This window comes from Kitasatospora sp. NBC_00458 (assembly GCF_036013975.1).
Lineage (GTDB): Bacteria > Actinomycetota > Actinomycetes > Streptomycetales > Streptomycetaceae > Kitasatospora.
Map to the genome: position 1 here is coordinate 3450354 of NZ_CP107904.1, position 25065 is coordinate 3475418.

The following is a 25065-nucleotide window of genomic DNA, read 5'->3' on the forward strand; positions in this document are numbered from 1 at the left end:
CGTCACCACCGCTCGAAGGGGACGTACCCGGGCAGGTAGGGGCCGGTGTACCGGGAGCGGTCGACCAGCGTGTGCCTGGTCCCGCCGGGCACCCCGATCGCGGCGAGCACCACCGTGCCGTACGCGTCCCGCACCTCGTAGGGCTCGGCGAGCGAGGCCGCACCGCGGTCGACCGCGTAGTCGTAGGCGTAACAGACGTCCGGCACGGACACCGCGAGGTCGATCACGCCGTCGCCGTGCCGGGCCAGGTGCCCGGCCAGTTCCCGGCCGCGCGGACCGATCACCTGGACGAGGGAGGTCAGCACGAAGCGCGTCCCCGGTGCCCGCAGCACGTAGGAGACGGTCTCCGGCTCGCCGGTCTCGGGCCCGGCGTAGGCGGTACAGCGCAGGCCGAGCGCGACGGTGTAGCGGCGGGCCGCCCGCTCGGCGTCGCCGACCGCGAAGACCACCGCGTCGGCGTGTCCCATCGGGACGAGGCCGGGCTCTCCCAGTCCGGCGGTGAGCAGCACGGGTTCGGTGGCGGTCTCGGTCATTCCGGCCCTCCCGGTAGGTGTACGGACCACGGGTTCCGCTCCCGCGCACCGGCGTGGGGACCGGCTCACGGGGTTGTGGCTGGAGGGTGGCGCCGAGTCGACCTCCACGCAACTGTTCCGTTTCCTCCTGGTCAAGGTGTGCTCCGGGGCGGGAGAATCGGCCGCACCGCTGTACAGAATGCCTACCGGAGGACGGAGCCCGCGATGCCCCCCGCCCACGCCCCCAGCTCCCCCGGATCGTCCAACTCGCCTGTCGGCCAAGGACATTCCGGCCCGATCGGCGCCGCGTCCGGCCCCCTGCCCGAGGGCGGCTCCGGCGGCGGCGCCCCCGGCGCGCCCGGCGGCACGCCCACCGGCGCCCCGGCGGCCGCCCCCGGCGGCGCCCCGGGGAGTGCCGCCGCGGGCACCGCCGGAAGCACCAACGACGCGATCGACGCGCTGGACGGCCGGCTGATCCGGCTGCTCGCCGAGGAGCCCCGGATCGGGGTGCTGGAGTGTTCGCGCCGCCTCCAGGTCGCCCGCGGCACGGTGCAGGCGCGGCTGGACCGGCTCCAGTCGCGGGGGGTGATCGGCGGCTTCGGCCCCGAGGTGGACCCGGCCGCGCTGGGGTACCCGGTGACGGCCTTCGCGACCCTGGAGATCTCCCAGGGCCAGGGCGCGGACGTGCGCAGGCACCTGGCGGCGGTGCCGGAGGTGCTGGAGCTGCACACCATCACCGGCCACGGCGACATGATGGTGCGGATCGTGGCCCGCTCCAACGCCGACCTGCAGCGGGTGATCGACCGGGTGGTGGGGTTCGACGGGATCGTCCGGTCCTCGACGGCGATCGCCCTGGAGAACCCGGTGCCGTACCGGATCCTGCCGCTGGTCGACCAGGCCGCGGCGGAGTGACCGGCCCGCCACCCGCGTACCCGCCCGCACGGCCGTACCCGCCCGCACCCGACCTGGCCGCCGTCCCCGGCGCGACCGCCGGGCCCGGGGCACCGGCCCTCAGCAGCCGGGAACGGTCCCGCCGGCCCGCAGCGCGTCCAGCGCCGACACCGCCTCCGACAGCGTCCCCACCGGCACCAGCCGCAGCCCCTCGGGCGTGTTCACCTTCGCGTCCGCGCACTCGTCCTTCGGCAGCAGGAACACCGTCGCACCGTCCCGCGCGGCCGCCTGCGTCTTGAGCGGCACCCCGCCCACGGCACCGATCACGCCGTCGTCGTCGATGGTCCCGGTGCCCGCGACGGTCAGCCCGCCGGTGAGGTCGCCGCCCTTGCCGTCCCCCGCGAGCTTGTCGACGATCCCCAGCGCCAGCATCTGGCCCGCGCTCGGGCCGCCGATGTCGCCGAGGTCGACCTTCACCTTCACCTGGTCGGGCGAGAGGTGGAGGTAGGAGAGCGCGGCCGTGGTGGCGCTGTCCTGCGACTCCGCCATCTGCTGGGCCGTCACCTCCTCGGCCTTGGCCGGGTCGCCCTGCGGGTAGACCGTGTCGGTCGGCCGGACGGCCTCGTCCTGGTCGAACCAGGCCTGGAGCGAACGCCAGAGGGTGGTCCGCTCCCCCGGGTTGGTCGCCGAGATGGTGACCATCCGCAGCTGCCCCCGGGGGGTCCGGACCGGGGCGCCGGTGATGGTCAGCACCTGCCGGTCCTGGTAGCTGCCGAGGGTGTCCGCGGTCACGCCCGGCCAGGTCAGCGTGTAGGGCAGCGGGACGAAGGCGGCCACGCCGAACAGCGCGGCGACCAGCGCCCCGCAGAGCGCGAGCGCTCGGGTCCGGGGGGCGGTCAGGGCCTTGGGCAGCTTGGAGTCGGACACAGAGGCATCCAAACACACCCGGGCCACCGGACGGGCACACACACGGTCACCCGAACGGTCGCCCGGACGTTCCGCCGGCCGTCCGGCCCCGGGGCGCGGCACGGCCGGCGCCGCCTCCTCCGGCGCGGCGCGTCGAAGGAGGCGGCGCGCCGCGTCGAGATCCTCTAGCGCAGCGCGTCGGCGACCTCGGTGGCCGCTTCCACCACCCGCGGGCCGACCCGCTCCGGGACGAGCCCGTTGAGCATCACCACGCCGACGCTGCCCTCGATCCCGCTCAGCCCCAGCAGCGCGGCGGCCGCGCCGGACGCCCCGGACTGCTCCTCCGCCCGGGTGATGACGAACCCCTGCTCGGGCCTGCGCTGGCTCGGGAAGGCCCGCGCCTCCAGGATGGCCCGGCCGGCGGCGCTCTCCCCCAGGGGGTGGCGGAGCCCGGTCCGGTAGGCGACGTGGAAGTCGGTCCAGCTGGGCTCGACCACGGCCACCGCCAGCGCCTCGTTGCCGTCCACCAGGGTGAGGTGCGCGGTGGCGCCGAGGTCCTCGGCGAGGCTGCGCAGGGCGGGCAGCGCGGCCTCGCGCAGCAGCGGGTGGACGCGGTGGGCGAGCCGCAGCACGCCCAGGCCCACCCGGGCGCGGCCGCCGATGTCCCGGCGGACCAGCCCGTGCTGCTCCAGGGTGGCCAGCAGCCGGTAGACGACGGTCCGGTTGACGGCGAGCCGGGCCGCCAGCTCGGTCACGGTGAGCCCGCGCTCCGAGTCGGCGAGGAGTTTGAGGACCCGAACACCACGGTCCAGGGTCTGGGAGGTCTCTGCAGTCACGACGCGCATTCCTTTCCGCGGCGGGTCGCGGATCGGCTGACCGGTCCGGGACTCGAAATGTCGCGCGCAGGGTGGGTGGCCGCGCTCGGGCCGCGGTGTGTCGTCCTTGACGTCCTGGGGCCCTGCGCGCCCGTCTCGCGGGGATCGCCCGGCGGGAGAGCGTGTGGGAAAGGTAGTGAAGGAATTGCGGCGGCGGAAGTGCTTGTCCAAAATTCGGGCAAGATCAATTCTTGCGCTCTTGACAAAACCGGGCAAAGGGCAATATTCCGCCCGCCCCGGCCGCCCACCGGTTCGACCACAGTCCGAAGTCCGGACACTCCGGGCGGAGCGGGCGGAGCGGGCGGAGCGGGCGGAGCCCCGCACCCGGGTCGGAGGAGCTTGCGAAGGACCGTCCGGGCCGTCGCGGCGCCGAGCGGCGGCGCGTCCTCGCGAACGGGCGCAGGGGTCGGCGCCCCTCGCACCGGGTCAGCGCCCCTCGCACCGGGTGGGGACTCCCCACACCCGGGTCAACGCCCGCGTGCCGGGGCGGACCCCGCCCACCGACCGCCCGTCACTTCGCCCACTCCCGGATCCGGGCGATCCGCGCCTTCAGCTGGTTGGCGGTCGCCTGCGCGGTCAGCGGACCGCCGCACTGGCGGCGCAGCTCGTTGTGCACGGTGCCGTGCGGCTGGCTCGTACGGTGGTGCCAGGCGGCCACCAGCGCGTTCAACTCCTTGCGCAGCTCCCGGAGTTCCTGGTGGGTCACGACCGGGCGCTGCTCGGCGGGCAGCTCCAGCAGGTCGGCCTCCTCGGCCGGCTTGCCCTTGCTCCGCTGGATCTGCCGGTGCTGGCGCTTCTGCAGCAGCATCTGCACCTGGTCCGGCTCCAGCAGGCCCGGGATGCCGAGGTACTCCTCCTCCTCCTCGCTGCCCGGGTGCGCCTGCATGCCGAACTCCATGGCGTTGTACAGCACCCGGTCAAAGACCGCGTCGGAGCCCAGCGCCTCGTACGAGAACTCGTCGCCGCCGGCGCCGTCCGGGCCGTCGTCGGCCCGCTCGGCCTCGGCGAGCAGCCGGTCCTCCTCGTCGAAGAGGCCCTCGCCCTCCTTCTTCGGCCGGTCCAGCACGTGGTCGCGCTGCAGCTCCATCTCGTTGGCGAAGCCCAGCAGCGTCGGGATGGTCGGCAGGAAGACGGAGGCCGTCTCGCCGCGCTTGCGGGCGCGCACGAACCGGCCGACGGCCTGCGCGAAGAAGAGCGGGGTGGAGATCGAGGTGGCGTACACACCGACGGCCAGGCGCGGGACGTCGACGCCCTCGGACACCATCCGGACGGCGACCATCCAGCGCGAGTCGCCGGCCGCGTAGTCGGAGATCCGCTTGGACGCCTCGGCCTCGTCGGAGAGCACCACGGTGGCCTTCTCCCCGGTGATCTCCCGCAGCATCTTGGCGTAGGCGCGCGCGGTGTTCTGGTCGGTGGCGATCACCAGGCCGCCGGCGTCCGGGATCGCCTTGCGGACCTCGCCCAGCCGGCGGTCGGCGGCCTGGAGCACGGCCGGGATCCACTCGCCCTGCGGAGCCAGCGCGGTCCGCCAGGCCTGGGCGATCAGGTCCTTGGTCATCGGCTCGCCGAGCCGGGCCTCCAGCTCGTCGCCGGACTTGGTGCGCCAGCGCATGTTCCCGCTGTACGACAGGAAGATCACCGGACGGACGACGTGGTCGGCGAGCGCGTGCCCGTAGCCGTAGGTGTAGTCGGCCACCGACTTCCGGATGCCGTCGCCGCCCGCCTCGTACTGGACGAAGGGGATCGGGTTGGTGTCCGAGCGGAACGGCGTCCCGGTCAGTGCCAGCCGGCGGGCGGCGGGCTCGAAGGCCTCGAAGCAGGCCTCGCCCCAGGACTTCGAGTCACCGGCGTGGTGGATCTCGTCCATGATGACCAGCGTCTTGCGGGCCTCGGTCCGGTTGCGGTGCAGCATCGGGTTCACGCCGACGCCCGCGTAGGTGACCACGATGCCGTGGTAGTCCCTGGAGAGCGGGCCGGACGAGTACGCCGGGTCCAGCCTGATGCCTATCCGCGCGGCGGCCTCGGCCCACTGCTTCTTCAGGTGCTCGGTCGGCGCGACCACGGTGATCTGCTGCACCAGGTGGTTGTGGAGCAGGTACGAGGCCAGGGTCAGCGCGAAGGTGGTCTTGCCTGCGCCCGGGGTCGCGACCGCGAGGAAGTCCCGCGGCTGCTTCTCGATGTACTTGTCCAGCGCCCCCTGCTGCCAGGCCCGGAGCTTGCCGGCGGTGCCCCAGGGGGCGCGGCCGGGGAAGGCCGGCGACAGGTGGTGCGACGTGGTCGGCGCCGCATGGCCGACGGTCCGGACGGGCGCATGCGGCTCGTCCGCGTCGGAGAAGAGCGGCATCGAGGAGGCGGCGGCAGTACTCACGGTCTCCGAGGGGGGATCATCGCAGGTCAGGGGCGGTATGGCGGCCCCGTCCCGCGGTCGGACGGCGATCGGGCAACCCGCCCAGCCTACCGGGCCCGGCGCCGTTCGGGCGGCCGGGCCGGGTCCGCGCGTGGCTCGCGCGGCCGGAAAGCGACGTGACGCAGGTCACATCGAAAGCCCGGGGAAAGCGGGTAATCGGAACCCCCCGGACCGTCTCTCACTGGTGTGAGGCCGCCCCACCCTCCTCAGCCGTCACCGGCCTCACACCAGCGAAGGGAACCCGCCGTGCACACCGTCGTCGAAGAGACCGTCCAGGCCCGTCTGATCCTCTCCCCCCAGCGTTCCGTCCGGCTCCGGGTGACCCTGGCCTACCTGCCGGAGGACCCCCTCGCCGTGCGGATGGCCTTCCCCGCCGAGTTCTCGCTGGACGACCGGACCGACGGCTCCGGCTCCGACGGCGGCGACGGCCGCGACGGCCGCGAGGACGACATCGTCTGGGTGTTCGCCCGGCAGCTGCTCGGCGCCGGCCTGGAGCTGCCCTCCGGCGCCGGCGACGTGCACGTCCGGCCCGCGCTCGGCCGGCGCACCATGGTCGAGCTGAGGGCGCCGGAGGGCACCGCGCTGGTCCAGTTCGACTCCGCGGACCTGCGGCGCTTCCTGTGGCGCAGCCGGCTGATCGTGCCGGAGGGCGAGGAGCACCTGCACCTGGACGCCGACCGCGCGCTCGCCGAGCTGCTCGGCTGAGCCGCCGGCCGCTGCCCGCGGGCGGACCGGGGACGACCCGTGCGCCCGCACCGGGGCAGCGGGCCGGGCAGCGGGTCCGGGCAGGTCCGGGGCGTCGGCGGGCGCCCCGGACCCGGCCCCGGCCCGGTCCCCTGCGGCGGTCTAGGAGGAGAGCTTGCGCATCAGCCGGACGCCCTGCGCCGGTGTCAGGTGCGGCAGGTACGCCTTGCCGATCGCCCGGGTGATGCTGGGCAGCGCCGCCGGGTCCGGGTAGGCCATGTACATCGGCCGGTACTCCGGCTGGAACTTCGCCTTGAACGCCAGCAGGGAACGGAAGCCGTAGACCGGCTCCAGCACCCGGCCCATCCAGTCCAGGGTCTTCTGCAGCCCGGTGGGCGGCTCCTGCTCCGAGCGGGCCAGCGGCGCGCCGGACAGCGAGAGGAAGGTCGCGCCCTCCTGCTTGAAGCCGAGCGCGGCGGAGGCTATCAGGAACTCGGTGACGCCCCGGAACCCGTCGGAGCGGCGGCGCATGAAGTCCAGCGTCCAGCCGACCGCCTCGCCGTTCTCGTAGACCGGCATCCAGCTGGTCAGCCCGTGCACGGTGCCGTCCCCGTCGACCGCGAGCAGCAGCCGGACCGCCGGGTCGTCCAGCTCCTCCAGCCCGCCGAGGGTGAAGCCCATCTCCGGCAGCCCCTTCTCGGAGACCCACTCCTCCGAGATCGCCCGGATCTGCTCCCTCAGCGCGAACGGCGCCTCCTGGTACGACCACCACTGGGCGGTGATGCCCTGCTTGCCGGCCTTGTTCAGCGCGGTCCGGATGTCCTGCCACTTGCGGCCGGTGAAGGCCAGTCCGGGCAGCGCGACCACGGTGTCCTCGGCGACCTGCAGCGAGCGCCAGCCGAGCAGCCCCGCGGCGGCCCGGGTCTCCGGGGTGACGCTGTAGAAGCACGGGGTCCAGCCCCGGGCGTCGCAGTACCGGGCGAAGCCGGCCACCGCCCGCCGGCGCGCCTCCGGGGCCCCGAACGGGTCACCGGTGGTCAGCGCGACGGTGTTGAGCACGCGGTAGGCGACGGCGGCCCGGCCGTCCTCGTCGAACCAGTAGTGGTTGCCGTCCCAGGTGGTGAGGAAGGAGAGCGACCCGCCGCCGTGCTCGGTGAGCAGCGCCCGGGCCCGCGCGGCGTCGTCGGCGTCCACGTGGAGCACCGGCCGGCGGAACGCCAGCAGCAGCGCGGTCAGCGCGACCGCCCAGAAGGCCGGCCCGCAGTAGGTCTCCAGGAACCGCGCGAACGGCCCGACCGCGATCGGGTAGTCCGGCAGCAGGTCGTTGTAGGCGGGGGGCAGGAACTGGGCCGGCAGCCCGGCGACCAGCCCGCCGAAGGTCGCGCCCGGCTCGAACTGGTCGGCCACCAGCAGGCCGAGCCCGGTGTACGCGGCGGAGGCGGCGGCCAGCGCCCCGCCGACCACCGCGGCCGGCCGGCCGAGGACGGCGCGCGGCAGCCGCAGCGAGAACCGCTGCCGGGTCGCCAGCAGCAGGCCGGTGGTGAGCAGCGGCAGCACCAGCGCCTCGACGAAGTACTGCACGACGTCGCCCGAGCCGGTGCCGGTCCCGGCGAAGAGCCAGACCAGCAGGGCGGTCCAGAGCAGCTCGGTGGCGATCGTGATCCGCCAGGCGAGCCGCAGGCCGCGGCGCAGGCCCTCGGCCAGCACCAGCAGCAGGACCGGGAAGAGCGTGGCCATCAGCCGGGCCGGGGTGTCGAAGATCCGCTCGACGGCGTGCGCGCGGGCGCATTCGCGGGCCGAGCTCGCGCAGAAGTCGGCGACCTCGTCCGGGGTGAGCCGGTGCGAGAGGTAGATCTCGGAGAAGGTGTTGAACGGGCCGGCCGCGTTGTCGTACAGCGAGGCGATCATCGGCCCGATCGCGGCGGCGACGAGGCAGAGCGCGACCAGCACCCGGGTCTCGGTGTGCGAGGAGCGGTGCGAGCGCAGGTGCGGGCGGCCGCGGCTGAGGACGGCGCCGGCGGCGAGGCCGATCAGCGCGCCGGAGAACCGCTGGACGCTCTGCAGGTGACCGACGTACAGCGTCATCACCAGCGGGACGAGCAGGACCACGAGGTGCAGCCGGCGGCGCCAGAGCGCGGTGAGCCGGTAGCCGAGCACACCGGCCAGCGTGAACAGGCCGACGCCGGGGCCGACCGCGGTCTGGTCCGCGATCGAGTCGGTCCACTGCTCGCCGGCCCAGGAGCCGGCCGCGACCGCCCCGGCGCCGGCCAGGGTGCCCGCCAGCTGTCCGCCGACCAGCACCCCCAGGGTGCGCAGCGGGCCGATCCGGCGCTCGGCGGCGGGGCCGACCACGAGCAGCAGCAGGCTGGTGAAGAGGTACGCGCCGAGGCCGGAGCACCAGAACAGCGAGGTGACCGGCGTCCACCAGTGGCCGGCGGCGAGGGTCGGCAGGCCGACGCCGGTGCGTTCCAGCAGGGCGTCGGACGGTCCGGTGGCCAGGCTGGCGCTGGTGGCGCCGATCGTCCAGAGGCTGACCAGCAGCACCAGGGTGAGCGGGGCCTCGCCGAGCCTGGTGGCGAGTCCCGAGGCGAGTGCGGCGGCCCGGCCGGCGCGCTGCGGCCGGCGGGGCCCGGGCGCGGCTCCTCCGGACACCCGGTCGGGGCCGGTGGACTGCGCCGGGACGCGCGGGCGCTCCTGCTCCCGTTCCCGTTCGCGCTCCCCGACGAGGGCCGGGGCGGCGCCGAGCCGGATCACCGGATCATCCCGGTCCGCCGGGCCAGCCAGGGCAGGTTCCGGTCGAGCGCCTCCCGGAACACCGTCCAGCTGTGGCCGCCGGGGATGGGCTGGAACTCCACCTTCATCCCGGCCCCCTGCGCGGCGGCGTGCATCTTCTCCTGCTGCGGGCGGAAGTCCCCGTCGCCGGCGCCGACCGCGAAGACGCCTGCGGTGTCCGGGTACTGGCGGGTGGTCATCAGGTGCAGCGGGTCGACGGCGGCGAAGGCGTTCTCGTCCCCGCCGAAGGCCTTCTCCACCGTCTCGTCGTGGCTGCCCAGGGTGGGCTCGTCCTGGCCGGAGATGTCGATGAAGGACCCGTAGACGTCGGGCGCGTTGACGGCCAGCTGGAGCGCGCAGGTGCCGCCGAGCGAGGCGCCGGCGATGGACCGCGCGGTGCGGCCGGTGGCGGTCTGCAGGTGGCCGTGGATCCAGTCGGGGACGTCCTCGGCCAGGTAGGTCTGGGAGCGGGCGATCCGGGAGTCCATGCAGAGGCTGTTGCCCCACATGCTGGCGATCTGGTCGACCATCACCACGATCGGGGCGAGCCCCTGGTGCTCGGCGGCGAACGCGTCCAGCCGCTCCTGCATGCCGCCGGAGTTGACCCAGTCGGAGGGGCTGCCGGGCTGGCCGGCCATGAGCACCAGCACCGGCAGCAGCGGCCGGGGGCTGGCCTGGTAGGCGGGCGGCAGGTACACGTACGCGTCGCGGGCCTCGAAACCGGACTTGGTCCCGGGTATCGCGGTGGTCGACACGGTGCCCTTCTCGGGCAGTCCGGCCGGGGGCTGCCAGACCTCGGCGAGCACCTTGCCGGCCGGCGGGGTGACGACCTCGGGTGCCTTGCCGGTGGTGAGGGCCTGGGTCTTCGGCGCGAGCATCACCCGGGCCGTCGGGTACTGGTCGAAGCCCCGGTTGACCTGCGAGGCCGCCATCAGCACCACCAGGGCCGCGCCGCCGGCGGCGAGGAACCGCTGCCGGCCGGGGAGCAGCGGGGCGCGGAAGCCGGCCGCGCTCAGCGCGAACACGGCGAGGGCGACCCAGCCGAGCACGTAGTCGGGCGTGCCCTCGGGGAAGGGGTGCCACCAGCCGTCGACGACGACCTTGAGCCCCCCGGTGACGGCGGCGGCGAGCAGGACGGCGCCGACCGGGCGCAGCCCGAGCCAGCGGCGGTCGCGGGAGAGGACGAGCAGGGCCAGCGCGGCCCAGCCGGCGGCCAGTACCGCGTACGGGATCGGGCCGTGCGTGAGCGGCCAGTCGAGCGGGTTCCAGCGGACGGCGAGCTGGACGGGTGCGGAGAGGGTGGTCATGCGGCTTTCCCCGGCCGGGTGGTGTCGGCCAGGAAGCCGTAGGCGACCACGTTCCCCTGATAGCCGTGGTCCTCGCTGTATCCCCCGCCGCAGGTGATCACCCGCAGCTGGGCATCGGCAGCCTGGCCGTACACCCGGTCGTCCGGGAAGTCCTTTCGGTTGTGCACTTCGATGGCGTAGAGCTGGTAGACGGCGGTGCGGCCGTCCTCGCGGAGGATCTCGATGCGGTCCCCGCGGTGCAGCGCGCCCAGGTCGTAGAAGACGGCGGGCCCGCTGTCGTTGTCGACGTGTCCGGCGATGATCGCGGTGCCGCGCTGCCCGGGGGCGGCGCCGCCGCGGTACCAGCCGGCGAGGTTGCGGTCGGACTCCGGAGGGGTCTGGAGGTGGCCGTCCCGGTCGAGGCCGAGGCCGGTGACCGGGGCGTCGAGCCGGACGGCGGGGATCCGGATCCGGGTGGGCGCGGACGCCCCGAGCGGCGGCACCACGGAGACCGGGGCGAAGCCCGAGAGGGCCTGCCCGGCACCGGGCGCCGGGGGGAGGGCGCCGTGGCCGCCGTCGTTCAGCAGCCACGCGCCCAGCACGAGCGCGGCACCGACGGCCAGGGTGCCCGGCCACGGGCTCCTGCTCTGCTGGGCGCCCACCGGTGCTCCCCTCTGGTGACGAGAAACCGGCTGCCGGTTCCTGGAGGTTTCCTGAGAACAATGCAACCGGATCGGACCTTATGCCACATCCATACGACGGTCGTACTTACTCCCCCCGATCGGCAGGGTTCGGCGGGGCCGACCTGCTCCGAGCGGGTGAGATGTCATCGCGACGACACCCGCCCGCCACCTGGCGGACGCCGGGAACCGCGGCGACCTCTTCATCGGACACTCAGGAACACCGTCCCGGTTGCACCATTGGGGCGATCAGTTCCGACCATCCGTGGTGAATCCTTGACCGATACCGACCGCATGCCATGCTGACCCCGTTCACAGGCCTATCACCGCATTTGTCCGACCGGACCGCCGTCCGGCTCGGACGGTCGCGCCCGCCTGCCGTGCCCCGCCTCCCGCGCACGCCCCACGAACGGAGTGACCATGGACTCCCTCTCCCGCCGCACCCTGCTGGCCGCGGGTGCCGCCGGAGCCGCCGCCCTCGCGGCCGGCTGCGGCCGGACCGACGCCGAGGGGCTGCTGGGAACCCCGGACCCGGTGCCGGCCACCCCGGGGGTCGAACAGGCCGGACCGCCGACCGAGGCCGCGAAGCCGCCGGTCACCCTGCTCGGCGACGGCTCCACCTCCGACACCGGCCCGCAGCCCCACCAGCCCGCCCCCGAACGGCTCGCGCTCGGCGAGCGCCCGCCGCAGTTCGTGGTCTTCTCCTGGGACGGCGCCGGTGAACTGGACAACGGGCTGTTCGCCCGCTTCCGCCGGCTCGCCACGGAGCACAACGCGTCGATGACCTTCTTCCTCAGCGGCCTCTACCTGCTGCCCGAGTCCAAGAAGGACCTCTACCGCCCCCCGCAGCACAAGGTCGGCGCCTCCGACATCGGCTACCTCAGCGACCAGCACATCCACGACACGCTGGAGAACCTGCACGCCGCCTGGCTGGAGGGCCACGAGATCGGCACCCACTTCAACGGCCACTTCTGCGGCGCCACCGGCGTCGGCCAGTGGTCGCCCGAGGAGTGGGACCACGAGATCCAGCAGGCGATGGACTTCGTCACCAACTGGCGGACCACCACCGGCTTCACCGACCTCCCGGCGCTGCCCTTCGACTACCGCAAGGAGCTCATCGGCAGCCGCACCCCCTGCCTGGAGGGCCAGCGCAACCTGCTGCCCACCGCCGTCAAGCGCGGCTGGCGCTACGACAGCAGCGGCAACGGGACGCAGGTCTGGCCGCAGAAGATCCAGGGCGGCGCGCTCTGGGACCTCCCCCTGCAGTCCATCCCCTTCCCCGGGCACACCTTCCAGGTGCTCTCGATGGACTACAACATCATGTTCAACCAGTGCGGCAGCAACACCAAGGCCGACCCGGCGCTCCACCCCGGCTACCAGACCCAGGCCCGGGACGCCTACCTGATGGGCTTCGAGCGGGCGTACACCACCAACCGGGCGCCGTTCGTCATCGGCAACCACTTCGAGGAGTGGAACGGCGGCATCTACATGAACGCCGTCGAGGACGTGCTCAAGGCGATCGCCGGACGGCCCGAGGTCCGGTTGGTGTCGTTCCGGCAGCTGGTCGACTGGCTGGACGCCCAGGAGCCGGCCGTGCTGCGCAAGCTGCAGGGCCTGGCCGTCGGCCAGGCGCCGGCCGGCGGCTGGGAGTCCTTCCTCGGCTCCCCCGCCCCGGCCGCCGCCGCGGGCTGAGTCAGGCCCTGCGGACCCGGCCGGAGACGAGCGCCCCCAGCAGCGCCACCCCGGTCATGACCAGGAAGATCACCGCGAACGCGGCGACCGAGCCGGTGCTCCCGGCACCGTCGTGGGCGGCGGCCGCCGAGCCGCCGCCCAGGGCCGCGAAGAGCACCCCGGACAGGCCCACCAGCAGCACGTTGCCGAGGGCGTCGCTCACCTGCAGCGAGGCCGAGTTGGCCCCGGCGTCCTCCGGCGCCGACAGCTTCATCATCAGCACGCTGACGCTCGCCACCGTCAGCCCCATCCCGATCCCGCCGACGCCCCAGGCGACCGCCGCCACCCAGGCCGGCACCGCCGGGACCAGCACCAGCGCGGCCCCCGCGATCGCCACCGCGGTCAGCACGAACCCGCCCCGGATCATCGCCTCGCGGTGGCGCTCGGCCCCCGGCCGGCCCTGGAGCCAGGAACCCAGCGCCCAGGAGAGACCGCCACTGGTCAGGGTCAGCCCGGCCAGCGTCGGCGAGAGGTCCCGCTCGGTCACCATCATCAGCGGGATGAACGCCTCGGCGGCGAAGAACGCCCCGGCCGCCACCCCGCGCAGCAGGATCACCGTCGGCAGCCCGCGCCCGGCCCGCAGCGTCCCGGTCGGCAGCAGCCCCAGCACGGCCGGCAGCAGCAGCGCCGCCCCCGCCGCCGCGGGCAGCAGGCCGAGCAGGTCCAGCCGCTGGCCCGCGTACTGCAGCAGCGCGGCGCCGAGCGCGGCCATCGCGGCCAGCCCGGTCCGGCGGCGGTCGAAGTCCGCGCCCTTCGCCACCGGCTGCTCCCGCTCCGAGCGACGCAGCGCCGGGCCCATCACCGCCAGCGGCAGCAGGATCAGCGCCGGCACGGCGAGGAAGACCCAGCGCCAGCCGAGGTGCTGGGTGACCGCCCCGGAGACCACCGGGCCGATGATCGAGGGCAGCACCCAGGCCGAGGAGAAGGCCGCGAACACCGCCGGCCGCAGCCGCTCCGGGTAGGCCCGGCCGACCACCACGTAGAGCGCGACGATCACCAGGCCTCCCCCCAGGCCCTGGACCGCGCGGCCCGCCACGAAGATCCACATCCCGGGCGCCGCCCCGGCCACCACCAGGCCCGCGCCGAACACCGCGATCCCGGTGAACAGCGGCGGCAGCGGGCCGCGGCGGTCGCACCACTGGCCGGAGACGACCAGTGCGAACAGCGTGGTGGTGAAGTAGCCGGAGAACGCGAAGGCGTACAGCCCCAGCCCGTCCAGCTCGCGGGCGGCCACCGGCATCGCGGTGTTGACCGCCGTCGCCTCGAAGGCCAGCAGCAGCACCACCGACACGATGCCGAGGGTGAGGGACCGGTAGCGGCTGCCGAGGACCCCTCCACCGGGGTCGGCCGGTATCGGGACGGGGGCGGGATCGACCGAGGTGGGGGAGGCAGTGGTCATACGTATTATCGTAAGTGCCGTCCGGGCCGATGACCCCTGACCGTGGTCGCCACCGGACTCCGCCGCTGGACCTAGGGCTCAGTGCAGCACCTTGAGGCCCACCACGCCGGAGACGATCAGCAGCAGGCAGCCGATCCGCGCCGCGGTCACCGCGTCCCCCAGCACGGCCATCCCGTACAGGGCCGTCCCCACCGCGCCGATGCCGACCCAGATCGCGTAGCCGGTACCGATCGGGATCGACCGCATCGCGTACGCCAGCCCGCCCATCGAGAGCGCGAGCGCCACGCCGAACACCACGGTCGGGACCAGTCGGGAGAACCCCTTCGACGACTCCAGGGCGACCGCCCACACGGTCTCCAGGACGCCGGAAACGATCAGAACGAGCCAAGCCATGACGAACGCACCTCCGCAGTCAGCAGCGGCCGGGTTGCCGCTGTGCTGCGCCGTCTTGTCGTCACCGGGTACGACGCGCTCGTCCGGGGCGGCCGGGAAACGGCCACCTGTCTCCGACCGTAGCACACCCCGCCACACAGAATTTACAAATGGATATTGACGTTCCCCCGCCCATTCCGCCAAACTGAATTCACCAACACGGCGAACGACGACAGGAGTCGGACATGGACAGGAAGACGGCGGCCCTCGCGCCCCGCCCCTGCGCCACCGCTCCCCGGTGTTGTCGCGCCTGTCGCTGCTGCCGCTGCGCCTGAGTCGCACCCGCAGTCCAGTCACACCCCACGGCCGTGTGCCCGAGTGGTTTAGGGAACCGCCTGCAAAGCGGTTTACACGGGTTCGATTCCCGTCATGGCCTCCGTGAGAAGAATTGCCGGTCGGCACCGGATAAGCCGACCGGCAATTCTTCGTGTTCTTTTCGCATTCATTCCCGGCCGGTTTCCCCGGCCGTTTTTCCCGACTGGTTCTCCCGACAGGTCTTCCCGACGGGTCTCCCCCGGACGATCCGCCCAGCCGGTTCACCCCACCGGTCCGCCGCCGGCCGGTCCCCGGGACGGGGACCCACGAGACGGCCCGCACGGCCAGACGGGACGGCGGCCGGACCCACGGTCCGGCCGCCCCGCGGAGCTCAGCCCGCGACGGCGTCCTCGGGCCGGATCGGCAGCCGGCCGACCGGCAGGCCGGTCGCGGCACGGACCGCCGCGGCCACCGCCGCCGGGGCCGTCACGGCGGGCACGGCGCTGACCGCCTTCGCACCGAAGGAGGCGACCACGTCCCGCTCCTCCAGCAGCGCCGCGATCCGGATCTCCGGGGTGTCCAGCGCCGTCGGCAGCCGGTAGCCGGTGAGCGAGGGGTTGACCAGCAGACCGCCCTCGGTACGCAGCTCCTCCAGCAGCGCCAGGCCGACGCCCTGGGCGACGCCCGCCTCGATCCGGTCCTCGATCTGGCGCGGGTTCAGCGCCCGGCCGACGTCCTGGGCGACGGTCACCTCGACCACCCGGACGGCCCCCAGCTCGATGTCCACGTCCACCACCGCACGCATCGCGCAGAACGCGATGGACACGAAGGCGTCGCCCTGCCCCGCCTCGTCCAGCGGCTCGGTCGGGTGCGGGCGGCACTGCGCGGTGGCCCAGAGCTCCTTGCCCTCCAGCGCCTCGGCGACCGGCATGCCGAGCACCCCGTCGTACGAGGTGATCTTGCCGTCGGCGATCTGCAGCAGCTCCACCGACATCCCGAAGTTGGCGGCGATCGGCTGGAGCAGCTGGTGGCGGACCATCAGCGCGGCCCGCTCGACCGCGCCGCCGGAGACCCAGGTGTGCCGGCCGCGGGCGGACGGCCCGGCCACCGACTGGTCGCTGTCGGCCGGCGCGATGTACACCTCGCTCACGCCCAGCACCGACTGCACGATCTGCCGGGCCAGGGTCGCGAAGCCGTGGCCGGCGTCGACCGCCGCGCAGATCACCGTCGCGTGGTCGCCGCTGACCCGGACGGTCGCCGTGGAGACCTCGTCCTCGCCCTCGGCCCCCAGCATGTGCACCATGCCCAGCGCGTAGCCGATCCCGCGGCGCACCGCCGCCGGGTCGCCGGCGCCGCCGGGCCCGCCCGGCAGCAGCCACTCGGCGTCCGGGTCGTCCACCGGCAGGGCCGGCAGCGGCTCCTTGGCGACGGCCTCCAGCAGCGCGCCCACCGGGGCCGGGCAGGTGACGGCCTGTCCGGTGGGCAGCGGGTCACCGGTGGCCATCGCGTTGCGGCGGCGGATCTCCACCGGGTCCACGCCGACCCGGGCGGCCAGCTGGTCCAGCTGCGACTCGTAGGCGAAGCACGCCTGGAGCGCGCCCTCGCCGCGCATCCGGCCGGCCGGCGGGTTGTTGGTGCGCACCGCCCAGGCGTCCACGAAGACGTTGGGGCAGTTGTACGGGCCCACCGAGAAGGCGGTGGCGGCGGCCAGCGCCTCGGCCGAGACGTCCGCGTAGGCGCCACCGTCCAGCAGGATCTGCGCCTCGACCTTGACCAGCCGGCCCTCGGCGTCGGCGTGGTGGCGGTAGCGCAGCAGCGCCGGGTGGCGCGAGGTGTGGGTGTGGAAGGACTCCTCGCGGGTCAGCGTCATCTTCACCGGACGGCCGGTGCGCAGCGCCAGCAGCGCCATGGTGACCTGGAAGGAGAGGTCCTCGCGGTCGGAGGTCGCGCCCGGCACCCCGGTGACCACCAGCCGGACCCGGTCCGGCTCCAGGCCGAGGCAGGCGGCCGTCCGGTCGCGGTCCCCGTGCGGGTCGGTGGAGGACAGGTGCAGCTCGACGCCGCCGTCCGGGCGCGGCACGGCCAGACCGGCCTCCGCCCCGAGCGGCGCCGGGTCCTGCCGGCCGACCTGGTAGAGGCCCTCGACGATGAGCTCGCCGGCGGCCTCCGGGTCCCCGGTGCGCAGCGGCAGGTGGCGGAACAGGTTGCCGTCCGGGTGCAGCGGCGGGGCGGTGAAGGCCTGCTCGGGGTCGGTGACGGCCTCCATCGGCTCGTAGTCGACGGCGATCAGGCCGACGGCGAGCCGGGCGGTGTCGGGGTGGTCGGCGGCGACCGCGGCGACCGGCTCGCCGTGGTGGCGGACCACGCCGGCGGCCAGCACCGGCCGGTCGGAGACGATCGGCCCGGCGGGCGCGCCGTCAGGAGTGCCGTCCGGTCCGGCGGGCAGGTCGGCGGCGGTGACCACGGCGTGCACGCCGGGCAGGGCGAGCGCGGCCGAGGTGTCGATGCCGAGGATCCGGGCGTGCGGGTGCGGCGAGCGCAGCACCGCGCCCCAGAGCAGGCCCTCGGCCCAGAGGTCGGCGGCGTACGGGTAGATGCCGAGCGCCTTCGGCAGGGCGTCGCTGCGCAGCGGGGAGCTGCCCAGCCCGAACGGCTCCGCCGTGCCGCCCTGGTCGCCGTCCTGCTGGGGTGCTGCGCCGATGTCGGTAGGCGACGTCATGATGCGTGGTCGTCCTCGGGGAGCCGGATGCCGTGGGCGGGGGTGGCGCCGTACGGGACGCCGGCGGGGGCGTCGCCCCCGGCCGGGGCGCCGTGCGGGGGCGCGGGGACGTACGGCGTGCCGTGCGCGGGCGTGCCGTCGTAGCCCTGGTTCGGGAAGCCCTGGCCGCCGAAGGGCCGGTCCTCGTAGACCTGGCCGTCGTAGCCCTGGCCGTCGTAGGCCTGGCCCTCGTAGCCCGGGACGGGGGTGCCGTGCGCCGGGGTGGCGTGCGGCAGCGGGGCGGTCTCGTACACCGGGCCGTCGTACGGCGAGGCGGCCTCGTAGCCGGGCTGCTGGCGGTAGCCGCCCGCGTCGGGGTAGCCGCCGGGCCCCGGGAGGTAGGTGCCGTGCGCCGGGGTGGCGCCCTGGTAGGGCTGCTCGGGGTAGCCCTGCGCCGGGAAGAAGCCGGTGCCGTCGCCGGCGGGCTGCGCGGGGACGTCCCGGATCGGGGCGAGCACGGTGGTGTCGTACACCCCGGTGTCGTAGCCGCCCTGGCCGTCGGGGGCGCCGTACTGCATGCCGACGCCGACGCCCGTGCCGGCGGTGGTCGGGGTCTCCTCGACGGGCGGCTGCGGGACGTGCTCGATCCAGGCGTCGCCGTCGGTGTAGACCGGCAGGTCGGCGGCGGTCTGCCCGGTGTGGGCGGCGGGGGCGGCCTGCGCGGCGACCGGCTCCGCCGCCGTCGGGGCGGGGCCCGCGGGAGCGCCCTCGGTGGGGGCGGGGGCGGCCTCCGCCACGGCGGGCGGCTCCTCCTCCGCCGGCTCGGCGTCCGTGGCGCGCGCGTCGGCGACGGTCTGCACGGCGGCCAGCACGCCCCGGTACCCGGTGCAGCGGCAGAGGTTGCCGCAGAGCGCCTGGCGCGCCTCGACCTCGGTGGGCCGGTGGTTGCGCTGGAGCAGGTCGTGGACGGCCATCGCCAGGCCGGGCGTGCAGTAGCCGCACTGCACGGCGCCGGACTCGGCCAGCGCCTGCTGGACGTCGCTGGCGCCGCCGCCGGCCGACAGGCCCTCGACGGTGTTGATCTCGCTGTCCTGGGCGAGGGCCGCGGGCACCAGGCAGCCGGCCACCAGCTGACCGTCCACCTGGACCGAGCAGGCCCCGCACTCGCCCTGCTCGCAGCCGTCCTTGGCGCCGGCCAGGCCCAGCCGCTCGCGCAGCACGTAGAGCAGGCTCTCGCCGATCCAGGCGTCGGTGACGGGCCGTTCGAAGCCGTTGACCCGCAGCGTGTACGAGGTGCAGGGGCGCAGCTCCCGGCTGACCTGCGGCGCGTGGTCCTGCGGGCTCGCGTCGAGGGTCTCGATGGGGTGGTCTGTGGTCACTTGAGCGCCCTTCCCAGTGCCCGGCGGGCCAGCACCGATACGGTACGCCGCAACCGGACCGCGGCCGCGCTCGGCCCCTCGGTCACGGCCTCCCAGGCGCCCTCGGCGCCGTAGCTGTCGGGTACGCACGCGGCGGCCACGTACTCGCCGAAGGCGGCCGTCGCGGCGGGGTCGATCTCCCGCGAACCGTCCCAGTCGATGCAGCCGGCCACCCAGGCCTCGGCCTCCAGCGGCCGCAGCGGGACGGGGGCGACGGCGCCGACGGCGCAGCGGACGGCGCGCCGGGCGGGGTCGAGCACGAGGGCGACGGAGGCGGTGGCGCGGGCCGGGCCGCTGCGGCCGGTGGCCTTCAGGAAGACCTGCGGGGCGTGCAGCAGCGGGACGCGCACCCAGGTGAGCAGTTCGCCGGGGCGCACCGGGTCGAGACCGGTGAGCAGGTGGCTGACCGGGACCTCGCGGGTGGCGCCGGCCCGGGCGAGGGTGACGCTGGCCTCCAGCGCGGCGAGCACCGGGAGGGTGTCGCCGGCGGGGGCGGCGGTGGCGATGTTGCCCCCGAGGGTGCCGACGTTGCGGACCTGCGGGGGGCCTGCCGTGCGGGCCGCGTCGGCGAGCGCGGGGATCAGCGCGGCGAAGTCGGGGCGGTCCATCCGGGCGTGGGTGAGTCCGGCGCCCAGGACGGCGGTACCGCCGTCCTCGTAGCGCCAGCCCCGGAGTTCGGTGATGCGGCCGAGGCCGACCAGGGCGGCGGGGCGCAGCCGTCCGGCGTTGACGGCCTCCATCAGGTCGGTGGCGCCGGCCACCGGCACCGCGGCCGGGTGAGCGGCCAGCGCTTCGACGGCCTCGTCGAGGGAGGCCGGCAGCATGATCGTCCGGTTCACCTGGGTCCCACCGTGCTCCACTTGCTCATCGATCGCCTGCCGCCCGCGGCCCTCGGCCGGGGTGTCCGCTGCGGCAGCCCGGCCTGGCCCGTAGGGTACGGGCGATCGGGCCGGGTTGGGCAACTCTGGCACACAATGCTCGATGATCATTTCGGGACGGGCGAACGGTACTGCCCGTTTGGGACCGATACCGGGCGGTATCTGCTCCGGTCCGACGCGAACCGGAGTAGATGTTCATCTGTTCTTGACGTCCGACGACCGCTCAGAAGTTCCCGTACGCCACACCCGCCCGGCAGGCCGGCCCGCCGGGCGTGCCCGGGCGGCCGCCGATGGTGACGGTGCCGACCCGCCGGGCGTGCCCGGGCACGCCCGTGCGCGGGGTCCGCCGCCGCCGTGGCGACGGCGGGCCCCGCAGCCGGAACACCTCCGGACCGCGCCCGGCCACGACCCGGCCGCCACCGCCGTCAGACCAGCGGCGGAAGCCCCTCGATCGGCCGCCCCTGCACCCCGGGCCACTTCTGCCACGGGTGCGGGCCGTCGGCCGGCCGGTACTCCACCCCGAGCGCGTCCAGCACCTCCCGGTGCGCCTCCATCCGCCGCTCGAAGCCCGCGTAGTCACGGGCCCCGGGGTCGGTGGGCAGCGCGGACCAGGCGACCTCGGCGAAGGCCGCGAGCCGGGGGAACGCCCGGTAGTCGATGTCCCGGGCGCTGTCCATGAACTCGCTCCACAGGTTGGCCTGGGTGCCGATCACCCGCCGGGCCGCCGCCTCGTCGAGCTGCGCCGGCACGGGCTCGAACCGGTAGACGTCCTCCAGGGTGCGGACGAAGCCGACCGGGATCGGCTCGTCCTCGCCCGGGGCCTGCCGGTGGTCCAGGTAGACGTGCTGCTCGGGGCACATCACCACGTCGTGGCCGGCCTGGGCGGCGGCGATCCCGCCGCCGTAGCCGCGCCAGGAGGAGACCGCGGCGCCGGGCGCCAGGCCGCCCTCCAGGATCTCGTCCCAGCCGATCAGCCGGCGGCCGCGCTCGGCGAGCCAGCCGTCGAAGTGCCGGATGATGTGGCTCTGCAGCTCGTCCTCGTTGCCCAGGCCGAGCTCCCGGATCCGCTCCTGCGCGGCGGCGCTGTCCTTCCACTGCTCCTTGGGGCACTCGTCGCCGCCGAGGTGGATGAACTCGGACGGGAAGAGCTCCAGGACCTCCTCCAGCACGCCCTCGAAGAAGCGGAGGGTGGCCTCGGAGGGGTTGAGCACGTTGTGGCTGACGCCCCAGTCGGTCCAGACGCCGAGCGCGGCGGTGTCCACCACGTCGGTGTTGCCCAGCTCGGGGTAGGCGGCCACGGCGGCCTGGGTGTGGCCCGGCAGGTCGATCTCCGGGACGACGGTGACGCCCCGTTCGGCGGCGTACGCGACGATCTCGCGCAGGTCGTCCTGGGTGTAGAAGCCGCCGTGCGGGCGGTCGTCGCGGCGCTGGCCGGCCCGGTAGCCGACCATCGAGCGGTCGCGCCAGGAGGCCCGCTCGGTGAGCCGCGGGTAGCGCTTGATCTCCACCCGCCAGCCCTGGTCGTCGGTCAGGTGCAGGTGCAGCACGTTGAGCTTGTGCGCGGAGAGCTGGTCGACGAAGCGGAGCACGTCGGCCTTGGGCAGGAAGTGCCGGGCGACGTCCAGCAGCACGCCGCGCCAGCCGAACCGGGGCTCGTCCTCGACGTCGGCGCCGGGCAGCACCCAGCCGGCGGAGCGCAGCGGGGCGCGCCGGTAGGCGTCCGGGCCGAGCAGCCGGCGCAGCGTCTGCGCGCCCCAGAGCGCGCCGGCCGGACCGCCGGCGGTGATCACGGCGCGGCCGGGGCGCACCGAGAGCCGGTACGCCTCCTCGGCCAGCGTCCCGTCGTGGACCAGTTCGATCCCCTCGCCGGGCCGGCCCGGGGCCAGCGGGAGGCCGGTGGCGGCGGTCAGCGAGGAGCGCAGCCACCGCTCGGCCCCGGCCAGCGCCGGCGGCGCGGTCAGGGTGGTGGTCTGGTCGAGGGCGAAGTCCTGGTCCGGGAGGCGGACGGAGCTCAAGGGGGCGGGAATGAGGTCCATTCCGCCATCCTGCCTCCGGCCCGACCCACTGGCATAGACCAGTTTGCAAAATGGTCCAGACCCGACAAGCGGCGCGGACCGCTACTTGTCGTCGCCGCCCTGCGGCTTGCCGATGCCGTCGTAGATCTCCTTGCACATCGGACAGACCGGGTACTTCTTCGGGTCGCGCCCGGGGACCCACACCTTGCCGCAGAGCGCCACCACGGGGGAGCCGGAGAGCGCGCTCTCCATGATCTTGTCCTTCTGGACGTAGTGCGCGAAGCGCTCGTGGTCGCCGTCCCCGTTGGACACCTGCGGGACGGGCTCGACCAGGGTGCCGGTTCCGAGGCCGCGCTCGGGCTCAAGAGTGCTCATAGGTGCCAAGTCTATGGGCGCCCCGCAAAACCGGGCCAGTGCCGCGACCGCACCGGCCCGGGCGGCGCGTCGCCGCCGTGGCCCGGACGCCCCGGGCTCAGTTCAGGGTGGGATCGTCGGGATAGGTCGCCAGCAGGGCCACCGGACCGCGCTGGCGGCGCAGCACCGCCCGCCAGAGCCGCTCCGGCTCCGGGCTGGAGATGTCCCCGGGCTCGCAGTCCACCAGGTACCAGGCCCCACTCGTGATCTCCGACTCCAGTTGCCCGGGCGCCCAGCCCGCGTACCCGGCGAAGATCCGCAGCGCCCCGAGCTCCCCGGCCATCACCTCGGGCGGCGCCTCCAGGTCGACCAGGCCGATCGCGCCGTGCACCCGCCGCCAGCCGAGCGGCTCGCCGGTGCCCGGCTCCCCCGGTGCGACGGCCAGTCCGAGCGCCGAGTCCAGCGCCACCGGCCCGCCCTGGAACACCACGGCCGGCTGCCCGACCAGTACGCCCCAGCCGTCCAGCACGCTGCCCACGTCGATCGGCGTCGGCCGGTTGAGGACCACGCCGAGCGCCCCCTCGGCGTCGTGGTCGAGGAGGAGCACCACCGCCCGGGCGAAGTTCGGGTCGGTGAGCACGGGCGTCGCGACGAGCAAGCGGCCGGTGTGGGACCGGCCTCCGTGCGAATGGGCCGCCGTCATGCCTCACATGATCCCGCAGAACCCCCGCGGGCGGACACCCGAGACCGGGGATCGCCCCGGGCCCTCCCCGGACGCCCGGTGAGCCGCCGGGGAACGCCCGGCGAACACCCGTACGGACGCACCGGCGCGCGGCCGGAGGCCCGGGGAGAGCACCATCACGGGAGAGGCTCACGGGAACCGTCGGCACGACCACTACCATCTACTGATGGTGGACGCCCCTCCACGGTGCCGACTCGGTCACACCGGGGGCCCGACTCGCCCGTGAAACCGGCCCACCGCAGGCTCCTCGCAGAGCCCACCCATACCTCTGGCACCCCGGATTGCGAGAACGATGACCGACGACGTCCTGCTGGTCCACGGCGGAAACCCGCTCGAAGGCGAGATCCGCGTCCGCGGTGCGAAGAACCTGGTCCCCAAGGCCATGGTCGCCGCCCTGCTCGGCCAGGGCCCCAGCAGACTGCGCAACGTCCCGGACATCCGCGACGTCAAGGTGGTCCGCGGCCTGCTCCAGCTGCACGGGGTCACCGTGCGCACCGGTGACGAGGACGGCGAGCTGATCCTCGACCCGTCCCACGTGGAGAGCGCCAACGTCGCCGACATCGACGCGCACGCCGGCTCCTCGCGGATCCCGATCCTCTTCTGCGGCCCGCTGCTGCACCGCCTCGGCCACGCCTTCATCCCGGGCCTGGGCGGCTGCGACATCGGCGGCCGCCCGGTCGACTTCCACTTCGAGGTGCTCCGCCAGTTCGGCGCCACCATCGAGAAGCACCCGCAGGGCACCTACCTGGTGGCCCAGCAGCGGCTGCGCGGCACCCGGATCGAGCTGCCCTACCCGTCGGTCGGCGCCACCGAGCAGGTGCTGCTCACCGCGGTCCTCGCCGAGGGCGTCACCGAGCTGCGCAACGCCGCCATCGAGCCGGAGATCGTCGACCTGATCTGCGTGCTGCAGAAGATGGGCGCGATCATCTCGATGGGCACCGACCGCACCATCCTGATCACCGGTGTCGACGAGCTGAACGGCTACAACCACCGCGCGCTGCCGGACCGCCTGGAGTCCGCCTCCTGGGCGTGCGCGGCGCTGGCCACCCGGGGCGACATCTACGTCCGCGGTGCCCGCCAGCTGGAGATGATGACCTTCCTCAACACCTTCCGGAAGGTCGGCGGCGCCTTCGAGGTGGACGACGAGGGCATCCGGTTCTGGCACCCGGGCGGCGAGCTCAAGGCGATCGCCCTGGAGACCGACGTGCACCCGGGCTTCCAGACCGACTGGCAGCAGCCGCTGGTGGTCGCGCTGACCCAGGCGACCGGCCTGTCCATCGTCCACGAGACGGTGTACGAGTCGCGGCTCGGCTTCACCGGCGCGCTCAACCAGATGGGTGCCCACATCCAGCTCTACCGCGAGTGCCTGGGCGCCACCCCGTGCCGCTTCGGGGCCCGCAACTTCCTGCACTCCGCGGTGGTCTCCGGCCCGTCCAAGCTGATCGGCTCCGAGCTGGTCATCCCGGACCTGCGCGGCGGCTTCTCGTACCTGATCGCGGCGCTGGCGGCGCAGGGCACCTCGACGGTGCACGGCATCGACCTGATCAACCGCGGCTACGAGAACTTCATGGAGAAGCTGCGCGACCTCGGCGCCCACGTCGAGCTGCCCAGCGAGCTCCCGGACGGACAGCTGGTCGACGCCTGACCGGCCCGGCGACACGAACGAGAGGCCGGGCTCCCCGCGTGGGGAGCCCGGCCTCTCGGGCGTTCAAGGGGTGCTTCAGGCGCCCTTGGCGGCTTCCTTCAGCTTGGAGCCGGCGCTGACCTTGGCGCTGTAGCCCTCGGGGATCTGGATCGGCTCGCCGGTCTGCGGGTTGCGGGCGGTGCGGGCGGCACGGTGGGTGCGCTCGAAGGTCAGGAAACCGGGGATGGTGACCTTCTCGTCGCCCTTGGCGACGACCTCGCCGACGATCTCGGCAAAGGCGGCCAGAACGGCGTCGGCGTCCTTGCGGGTCACCTCGGCGCGCTCGGACAGCGCCGCCACCAGCTCACTGCGGTTCATGTGTACTCCTGTGGTCTGTTCGCTTGCGGTGTGCGGGGGCCCATCGGTACTCCCACCGGGGGCACCCGGATGGGCCGCAGGTCCGCACACTGTGCTCATGCAGGCAATGCGTGGTCGCAGGCCGGGTC

Annotated in this window: 19 protein-coding genes, 1 tRNA gene, 1 pseudogene and 1 riboswitch; of the genes and pseudogenes, 5 read left to right on the plus strand and 16 right to left on the minus strand. The window is 74.3% G+C overall.

From position 1 onward, the window contains the following. Window positions 1–2: 2 nt before the first annotated feature. A complete protein-coding gene (locus tag OG550_RS13760) occupies window positions 3–533 on the minus strand; it encodes a VOC family protein (RefSeq protein WP_442905992.1) in 531 nt (176 codons plus the stop codon). Between the two features lie 429 nt (window positions 534–962). On the opposite strand from OG550_RS13760, the gene OG550_RS13765 reads away from it, so the two are divergent. After that, complete coding sequence (locus tag OG550_RS13765; protein ID WP_327683870.1) at window positions 963–1424, plus strand: Lrp/AsnC family transcriptional regulator; 462 nt, start codon at window positions 963–965, stop codon at window positions 1422–1424. A gap of 99 nt (window positions 1425–1523) precedes the next feature. On the opposite strand, the gene OG550_RS13770 is transcribed toward OG550_RS13765, so the two are convergent. From OG550_RS13770 to OG550_RS13780, 3 genes are all read right to left on the minus strand, one after another. Continuing rightward, window positions 1524–2330 (minus strand): S16 family serine protease, encoded by an 807-nt coding sequence (locus OG550_RS13770; protein ID WP_327677358.1) that lies wholly within the window; start codon window positions 2328–2330, stop codon window positions 1524–1526. Between the two features lie 164 nt (window positions 2331–2494). After that, entirely contained in the window at window positions 2495–3145 is a 651-nt protein-coding gene (locus tag OG550_RS13775; protein ID WP_270146684.1) for an IclR family transcriptional regulator, read from the minus strand. A gap of 550 nt (window positions 3146–3695) precedes the next feature. Next, window positions 3696–5528 (minus strand): DEAD/DEAH box helicase, encoded by a 1833-nt coding sequence (locus tag OG550_RS13780; RefSeq protein ID WP_327683872.1) that lies wholly within the window; start codon window positions 5526–5528, stop codon window positions 3696–3698. Between the two features lie 309 nt (window positions 5529–5837). Between OG550_RS13780 and OG550_RS13785 the strand changes: the two genes are divergently transcribed. Then, window positions 5838–6296, plus strand: a complete 459-nt coding sequence (locus OG550_RS13785) for an SsgA family sporulation/cell division regulator (RefSeq protein ID WP_327677362.1) — start codon at window positions 5838–5840, stop codon at window positions 6294–6296. Between the two features lie 141 nt (window positions 6297–6437). Here OG550_RS13785 and OG550_RS13790 read toward each other — a convergent pair whose 3' ends face one another. From OG550_RS13790 to OG550_RS13800, 3 genes are read right to left on the minus strand one after another with little or no spacing between them, the layout of a single operon-like run. After that, on the minus strand, window positions 6438–9029 hold the full coding sequence (locus OG550_RS13790; RefSeq protein ID WP_327677364.1) for a bifunctional lysylphosphatidylglycerol flippase/synthetase MprF: 2592 nt from the start codon (window positions 9027–9029) through the stop codon (window positions 6438–6440). Further along, window positions 9026–10354 carry an alpha/beta hydrolase gene (locus OG550_RS13795; protein WP_327677366.1) on the minus strand — a complete coding sequence of 443 codons (1329 nt, stop codon included), beginning with the start codon at window positions 10352–10354 and terminating at the stop codon, window positions 9026–9028. The genes OG550_RS13790 and OG550_RS13795 overlap by 4 nt, the downstream gene beginning before the upstream one ends. Next, complete coding sequence (locus OG550_RS13800) at window positions 10351–10995, minus strand: class F sortase (protein WP_327677368.1); 645 nt, start codon at window positions 10993–10995, stop codon at window positions 10351–10353. Before OG550_RS13800 ends, OG550_RS13795 begins: the two co-directional genes overlap by 4 nt. Window positions 10996–11433: 438 nt before the next feature. On the opposite strand from OG550_RS13800, the gene OG550_RS13805 reads away from it, so the two are divergent. After that, window positions 11434–12705 carry a hypothetical protein gene (locus OG550_RS13805; protein ID WP_327677370.1) on the plus strand — a complete coding sequence of 424 codons (1272 nt, stop codon included), beginning with the start codon at window positions 11434–11436 and terminating at the stop codon, window positions 12703–12705. A 1-nt stretch (window position 12706) separates the two neighbouring features. Here the strand turns inward: OG550_RS13805 and OG550_RS13810 are convergent, their stop codons facing one another. Further along, window positions 12707–14143, minus strand: coding sequence for an MFS transporter (locus tag OG550_RS13810; protein WP_327677372.1), 1437 nt, complete (start codon window positions 14141–14143; stop codon window positions 12707–12709). Between the two features lie 78 nt (window positions 14144–14221). Beyond that, window positions 14222–14536, minus strand: coding sequence for a DMT family transporter (locus OG550_RS13815; protein ID WP_327677374.1), 315 nt, complete (start codon window positions 14534–14536; stop codon window positions 14222–14224). Between the two features lie 44 nt (window positions 14537–14580). After that, window positions 14581–14646: riboswitch (guanidine-III (ykkC-III) riboswitch) on the minus strand. Window positions 14647–14879: 233 nt separating this feature from the next. Between OG550_RS13815 and OG550_RS13820 the strand changes: the two genes are divergently transcribed. Continuing rightward, window positions 14880–14951: transfer RNA gene (locus tag OG550_RS13820), tRNA-Cys, on the plus strand. 270 nt (window positions 14952–15221) lie between these two features. Here the strand turns inward: OG550_RS13820 and OG550_RS13825 are convergent. The 6 genes and pseudogenes from OG550_RS13825 to OG550_RS13850 form a co-directional block, all read right to left on the minus strand. Beyond that, window positions 15222–17549, minus strand: a complete 2328-nt coding sequence (locus OG550_RS13825) for a xanthine dehydrogenase family protein molybdopterin-binding subunit (protein ID WP_327677376.1) — start codon at window positions 17547–17549, stop codon at window positions 15222–15224. A gap of 823 nt (window positions 17550–18372) precedes the next feature. Then, a pseudogene (locus tag OG550_RS13830) lies at window positions 18373–18829 on the minus strand ((2Fe-2S)-binding protein); the annotation flags it as partial. Window positions 18830–18903: 74 nt separating this feature from the next. After that, window positions 18904–19770 (minus strand): FAD binding domain-containing protein, encoded by an 867-nt coding sequence (locus OG550_RS13835; RefSeq protein WP_327683874.1) that lies wholly within the window; start codon window positions 19768–19770, stop codon window positions 18904–18906. A 479-nt stretch (window positions 19771–20249) separates the two neighbouring features. Next, window positions 20250–21860, minus strand: a complete 1611-nt coding sequence (locus OG550_RS13840; RefSeq protein WP_327677378.1) for a beta-N-acetylhexosaminidase — start codon at window positions 21858–21860, stop codon at window positions 20250–20252. Between the two features lie 81 nt (window positions 21861–21941). Then, window positions 21942–22214 (minus strand): DUF3039 domain-containing protein, encoded by a 273-nt coding sequence (locus OG550_RS13845; RefSeq protein WP_327677380.1) that lies wholly within the window; start codon window positions 22212–22214, stop codon window positions 21942–21944. A gap of 97 nt (window positions 22215–22311) precedes the next feature. Then, complete coding sequence (locus OG550_RS13850) at window positions 22312–22896, minus strand: YqgE/AlgH family protein (RefSeq protein WP_327677382.1); 585 nt, start codon at window positions 22894–22896, stop codon at window positions 22312–22314. 331 nt (window positions 22897–23227) lie between these two features. On the opposite strand from OG550_RS13850, the gene murA reads away from it, so the two are divergent. Beyond that, a complete protein-coding gene (gene murA, locus OG550_RS13855) occupies window positions 23228–24580 on the plus strand; it encodes a UDP-N-acetylglucosamine 1-carboxyvinyltransferase (RefSeq protein WP_327677384.1) in 1353 nt (450 codons plus the stop codon). Window positions 24581–24655: 75 nt separating this feature from the next. Here the strand turns inward: murA and OG550_RS13860 are convergent, their stop codons facing one another. Next, window positions 24656–24937: an HU family DNA-binding protein gene (locus tag OG550_RS13860; protein WP_030308200.1), complete on the minus strand. Its 282-nt coding sequence runs from the start codon at window positions 24935–24937 to the stop codon at window positions 24656–24658. Window positions 24938–25065 lie beyond the last annotated feature (128 nt).